This is a genomic window from Planctomycetia bacterium, assembly GCA_034440135.1.
Taxonomy (GTDB): domain Bacteria; phylum Planctomycetota; class Planctomycetia; order Pirellulales; family JALHLM01; genus JALHLM01.
In genome coordinates, this window is record JAWXBP010000381.1 from 1 (window position 1) to 5,569 (window position 5,569).

Annotated in this window: 4 protein-coding genes; 2 read left to right on the forward strand and 2 right to left on the reverse strand. The window is 61.3% G+C overall.

Annotated features, from left to right (window positions below; all coding sequences use genetic code 11):
• Positions 1–1,177: rod shape-determining protein (locus tag SGJ19_22645; GenBank protein MDZ4783054.1), on the forward strand; the 1,177-nt coding region annotated here is incomplete at its 5' end.
• 516 nt (positions 1,178–1,693) lie between these two features.
• On the opposite strand, the gene pheA is transcribed toward SGJ19_22645, so the two are convergent.
• Together pheA and scpB are read right to left on the reverse strand one after the other, a co-directional pair.
• A complete protein-coding gene (pheA, locus tag SGJ19_22650; GenBank protein MDZ4783055.1) occupies positions 1,694–2,773 on the reverse strand; it encodes a prephenate dehydratase in 1,080 nt (359 codons plus the stop codon).
• Position 2,774: 1 nt separating this feature from the next.
• Positions 2,775–3,671, reverse strand: coding sequence for an SMC-Scp complex subunit ScpB (gene scpB, locus SGJ19_22655; protein MDZ4783056.1), 897 nt, complete (start codon positions 3,669–3,671; stop codon positions 2,775–2,777).
• A gap of 237 nt (positions 3,672–3,908) precedes the next feature.
• Between scpB and ilvD the strand changes: the two genes are divergently transcribed.
• A partial coding sequence (gene ilvD / locus SGJ19_22660) for a dihydroxy-acid dehydratase (GenBank protein ID MDZ4783057.1) occupies positions 3,909–5,569 on the forward strand: 1,661 nt, incomplete at its 3' end.

The window sequence follows — 5,569 nt, forward strand, 5'->3', positions numbered from 1 at the left end:
CATCACCACCACACCCATGAGTCTGCTCGCCCACGAAAAACCACCCGTGCCAATGTCAACCGCTCCCACTTCCTCCGCTCCCGCGGGCGGGCGAACAGCCGGCCCCGGACCTAAATCGAAGACGGTTTTGGTCGGCTTCGATCTCGGCACGAATAAATCGTGCGTCTTGGCCGGTCCCGTCACCGGCACCGATATCACGGTGAGTAAAGTTCTGCCCACCGTCGTGGGTTACGTAAAGGACGGCATCGTCGACGGTATCATCGCCGGCAACGCCCAGACGCTCTTCGGAGACGATGCCGTGCGCAACATGCTCCATGTGCGGCTCGTCGCGCCCGTGGCCGAGGGCAATATCTCCGACCCGGCGGCGGCCCGCGATTTCCTGCAACACTTGCGCACGCTCGTCGATCCCACGGGCACCGCGGAAATCCGCGCCGTCATCGGCATGCCGGCGAACGCCGGCGCTCAAGCGCGCGACGACATCCGCCGTTGCGCCTACGGCATCTTCGATCGCGTGCTCATGATTCCGGAACCGTTCCTCTCCGCGCTCGGTTATCGTGACGACTCGCGCGTCTCGCAGCCGAACTACCTCGATCCCGTGGTAAACTCGCTGTTCATCGACATTGGCGGCGGCACGAGCGACCTGTGTCTGGTTCAAGGCTACTTCCCGACGAGCAAGGACCAGATCAGCATTCCCTTCGCGGGCGATGCCATCGATGAACTCCTGCACAACGAACTCGATCGCGTTTATCCCAACAACGGCCTCTCGCGTCACAAAGTCCGTGAAATCAAGGAAGCGCACGGCTACGTCGGACCTTCCCGGAAACCGCTGGAAGTGAAAGTCATCATGGCCGGCAAGGCGCATACGATCGAACTCGGCGACACGATTGCGCGCGTCTGCAATACGTTGATCGATAAAATCTATCCTGCGCTCACCACCCTCATCGAACGCGCTTCGTCGGATTCCGTGCTCACGCTCCTGCAAAACATCATTGTCACCGGCGGCGGCTCCCAACTCAAAGGAATCGACGCCGTGCTGCAGAAGAAGCTGACGGACGACGGCTACGAAGCGCCGAAGGTCAAACTCGCGGGCCAGGATTACAAGCGGTACGTGGCGATGGGCGCGCTCAAAGCCGCTCGTTCCGCCCGGGAGAATCAGTGGCAGGTGCTCATCGGCTAAACTAAGATCCCCGCTACGATCACCTTTTAACCAAGGCAGGTCCGCCTGAGACCTGCCTTTTTTTGTGGAGCCCGATGACCCGGAAGCAATGCGCAGAATTCCATCCTGAAATCCAGTTTATCCCGTCTCTCCTCTTCGGGCGCATCTGCCGGTTGGCGGTTCCGGCTCCGGCGCGGAGCGGAGTCCGCGCCCTACCTTTTTCAAAAGTCACGATGGGGAGGGCCGGCGAGTCCCTTCGCCGCCGCGGTGGCTGCTACCGCCAATCGGCAGATGCGCCCTTCCTCTTCGGCGATCGATCTCAAGCCGTGACAGGATGACAAGTTGATCGGATGAACGTCCGCCTTTCCGGCCGCGTCACTTGGGACCGCGGCGCCCTCGGCCGCTGCTTCAACCGATGCGGACGAGGGCGTCCGCGGTCCCAGGTCCAAGTCTGAACTTCAACCATCCAATCAAACCAGCGGCTTAGGGACAAGCCACTCCACCTCGGAGTCTACGCCTCAACTCGGAAGCTCCGCCTCAACTCACCGCCGGGTAACTTCCGAGCCACTTCACCACCGGGCAGAATTTCTTCAGCTCCGCCAGCGCCTCTTTCATCGAGCCGTCGTCGTAATGACCGGTGACATCGAGGAAGAAATAATAATCCCACGGCCGCTTCTTGCTCGGGCGCGATTCGATCTTCGACAGATTGATCCCGCGCTCAGCCAGCGGCATCAACATCTTCAACAAGGCGCCGGAATGCGAGGCGGCTTCATCGCCGAGCGACACCAGTAGGCTCGTGATGTCCTTGCCATTACCCACGGGACCCGACGCTTTGCGTCCGATGACAAAAAACCGGGTGGTGTTGTCCGCCTTGTCCTGAATGTTACGCTCGACCACCGGCACGCCGTAGTGCTCGGCCGCCAGCTCGCCCGCGATCGCGGCGGTGCCGGGTTCCTGTTGCGCCAGCTGGACCGCACGCGAGGTGCTCGGCGCGTCAACCAATTGCGCGTGGGGCAAGTGCCGCTGTAACCAGTGGCGGCATTGCGCGAGCGCCTGATCCTTCGAGTACACGCGTTCAATATCCTCGAGCGCCGAGTTCGAAATCAGCGCGTGATTAATCTCGAGATAGATCTGCGCGACAATCTTCAGATCGCTTTCCACGAAGCTGTCCAACGCCTCGCGCACGGAGCCTTCGGTCGAATTTTCGATTGGGATCACCGCGTAATCCGTCTCTCCCTTCTCCACCGCCGTGAAAATATCGCTCACCGTCGCCATCCCGTGATAGTCGACACTCGCGCCAAACTTTTTCAGCGCGGCCGCGTGCGTGTTAGTCGCCTCGGGTCCGAGGTAGGCAATCAACAGCGGCTTCTCCAACGCGATCGCCGCCGACATGATTTCGCGATAAATGGCCCGGAGCGCTTCGTTGCGGATCGGCCCGGTATTCTGGCCCGTGACCTTGCGCATCACGGCGTCTTCGCGCTCAGCGACGTAAATCTGACCACCGGCGCTGCGCTTCACCTTCCCAATTTCAGCCGCGAGCGCGAGGCGTTGGTTGAGCAATTCGACCAGCTGCTTGTCCAGCGTGTCGATCTTTTCGCGGATAGGGCCGAGGTCCATGTCAGTTTTTTGCGGGTTCACTGCCGGCGTCGCTCACGTCGGATGATACGGCGGGCGGAGTCTCACTGCTTACATCGACCTGGCTCGCGTTCGCCTCAAGCGGAAGCTGCTCATCGGCGAGACCCATGTCGGTGTCGGTGGGCGTCTGCGTGGTCGATGTCGTCTTCAGCCACTCGTCAATCTGACGTGAGGACAGAACATCCGAGGCGGGCAACTCGTCGAGGGACTTAATCCCGACAAATTCGAGGAATTGGTCGGTCGTCCCATACTGAATGGGGCGCCCGGGAGAGTCAGCCCGACCGACGATGTAAACCAGCTCGCGCTCGAGCAGTTTATTAACGCCCGCTTCGGCCGAAACGCCGCGGATCGTCTCAATCTCACTCCGAGTGACGGGTTGACGATAGGAGATGACCGCCAGGGTCTCGATCGCCGACTGGCTCAGTTTCGCGGGCGGCGGTTCCTGCCGGAGAATGCGGACCCAACGCGCAAAGCGCGGATGCGTCACCAGTCGATAGCCCGCATTGCCCTCGATCAGCAGCAGCCCTTCGTCCGCCAGGCGGAGATCCCCCGCAATCTGATCCATCGCCTCGCGAATCTGCGTCGCCGTGATCAGCGAGGGCACGTCGGCATAAAGCTCCGGATCCTGCGCTGTCGGCTTCAGCAAAATCTCCACAGGCTCCGACGCTGCCGCCGGGATGCCGGCTTCGGAAATCGGGGTGGGCACTTCCGCCTCCGCGATCGGGGCCGGAGCGTCTTCAGCGGCCGGCTCTTCGCTATCCGTCAACAGGTGGCTCTGCTCGTGGAACCGCGTAAACGCCCCTTGGACGTCTTTGACCGCGAGCGGCTGGCTTGAGGACAGCAAGAGTGCCTTGAGCACCTTTTTCAGATTGAATGCCATGCAGGTATCGGAGATCGAGTGAATGGGGTGGCTCCGAGGCGAAGCAACTCCCAAAACGCTGAGCCTGCGGGTCGGCGGATAATGCTCCGACGATGACGCGGGAGCCTCCGTCTTTCCCACTCAGGTGAACGAGGGTGTTCGTGGTCCCGTTAATCCCGGCCCGGTATCCTGCATCATTGTCCGCAAACGCGCTTGCTCGCCCCCGCCCGCTCTGGTCATCTCCGCCGTTTTTAACTCATGAGCTCTATCCCCGATCCTACCCGCAAGTTCTCCTCCATCGTCAACGACGGTCCCAGCCGCGCCGGCGCTCGCTCGATGCTCCGGCCCGTCGGCTTTACCGAAGAAGACTTCAAGAAACCCGTGATCGGTATCGCCTCGCTGTGGAGCATGGTGACCCCGTGCAACATGCACATCGACAAGCTCGCGGTCGAAGCCGAGAAGGGCGCCAATGCCGCCGGCGGCAAGGCGATCATCTTTGGCACGATCACCGTGTCCGACGGCATCAGCATGGGCACGCCCGGAATGCGTTACTCGCTGGTCTCGCGTGAAGTCATCGCCGACTCGATCGAGACGGTCGCCGCGGGTGAAGGATTTGACGGCGTAGTCACCATTGGTGGCTGCGACAAGAACATGCCCGGTTGCATCATGGCGCTGGCGCGCCTCAACCGCCCGGGCGTCTTTGTCTACGGCGGCACGATCATGCCCGGGATTCACCCGGATTCGAAAAAGGAGTGCGACATCATCTCCGTTTACGAAGCGATCGGCCAGCACGCCGCGGGCAAGATTGACGACGCCGGTCTAAAAAAGATCGAGGCCTGTTCCGTCCCGGGCGCCGGCTCCTGCGGCGGTATGTACACCGCCAATACGATGGCCTCCGCCATCGAGGCACTCGGCATGAGCCTGCCTAACAGCTCCGCCCAGATCGCCATTAGCGCGGAGAAAAAGGAAGATTGCCGCCGCGCCGGCGAAGCCACGCTCGCGCTGCTCAAAGCCGGAATCACTCCGCGCCAGATCATGTCGCGCAAGGCGTTTGAAAACGCCATCACCGTCACGATCGCGCTCGGCGGTTCCACCAACGCCGTTCTCCATCTGCTCGCGATGGCGCACAGCTGCGGCGTGAAACTCTCGATCGACGATTTCACCAAGATCGGCAAACGCGTTCCCGTCCTCGCCGACCTGAAACCGTCCGGCAAGTACGGCATGGTGCACCTCACCCGCATCGGTGGCCTGCCGCCATTGATGAAGATGCTGCTCGACGCCGGCCTGCTCCATGGCGACTGCATGACGGTTACCGGCAAAACGATGGCCGAGAATCTCAAGAACGTTCAGCCGTATCCGAAGGATCAGGACGTCATTTATCCTCTGTCCAAACCGCTCAAGGCGGACAGCCATCTCCGCATCCTCTACGGCAATCTGGCACCCGGAGGATCCGTGGCGAAGATTTCCGGCAAGGAAGGCCTGACGTTCAGCGGCACGGCCATCGTGTTTGAAAGCGAAGAGACGGCCCTCGACGCAATCTTGAAAGGCCGCGTCAAAGCAGGTCACGTCATCGTCATCCGCAACGAAGGACCAGTCGGCGGCCCCGGCATGCGCGAAATGCTCTCGCCGACCAGCGCCATCATGGGCCGCGGCCTTGGCAAGGATGTTGCCTTAATCACGGACGGACGCTTCTCGGGCGGGAGCCATGGGTTTGTCGTTGGCCACATCACACCCGAAGCGGCGCGCGGCGGTCCCATCGGCGTGATCAAGAATGGCGACCTGATCACGATCGATGCGGTGAAAAACGAACTCACTCTCGGCCTGTCGAACCGCGAGCTGCAGACCCGTTTGAAATCCTGGAAGCCCAAAAAATCCAAGGAAACCCGGGGTACTCTCGCCAAATACGCGAAGCTCGTCAC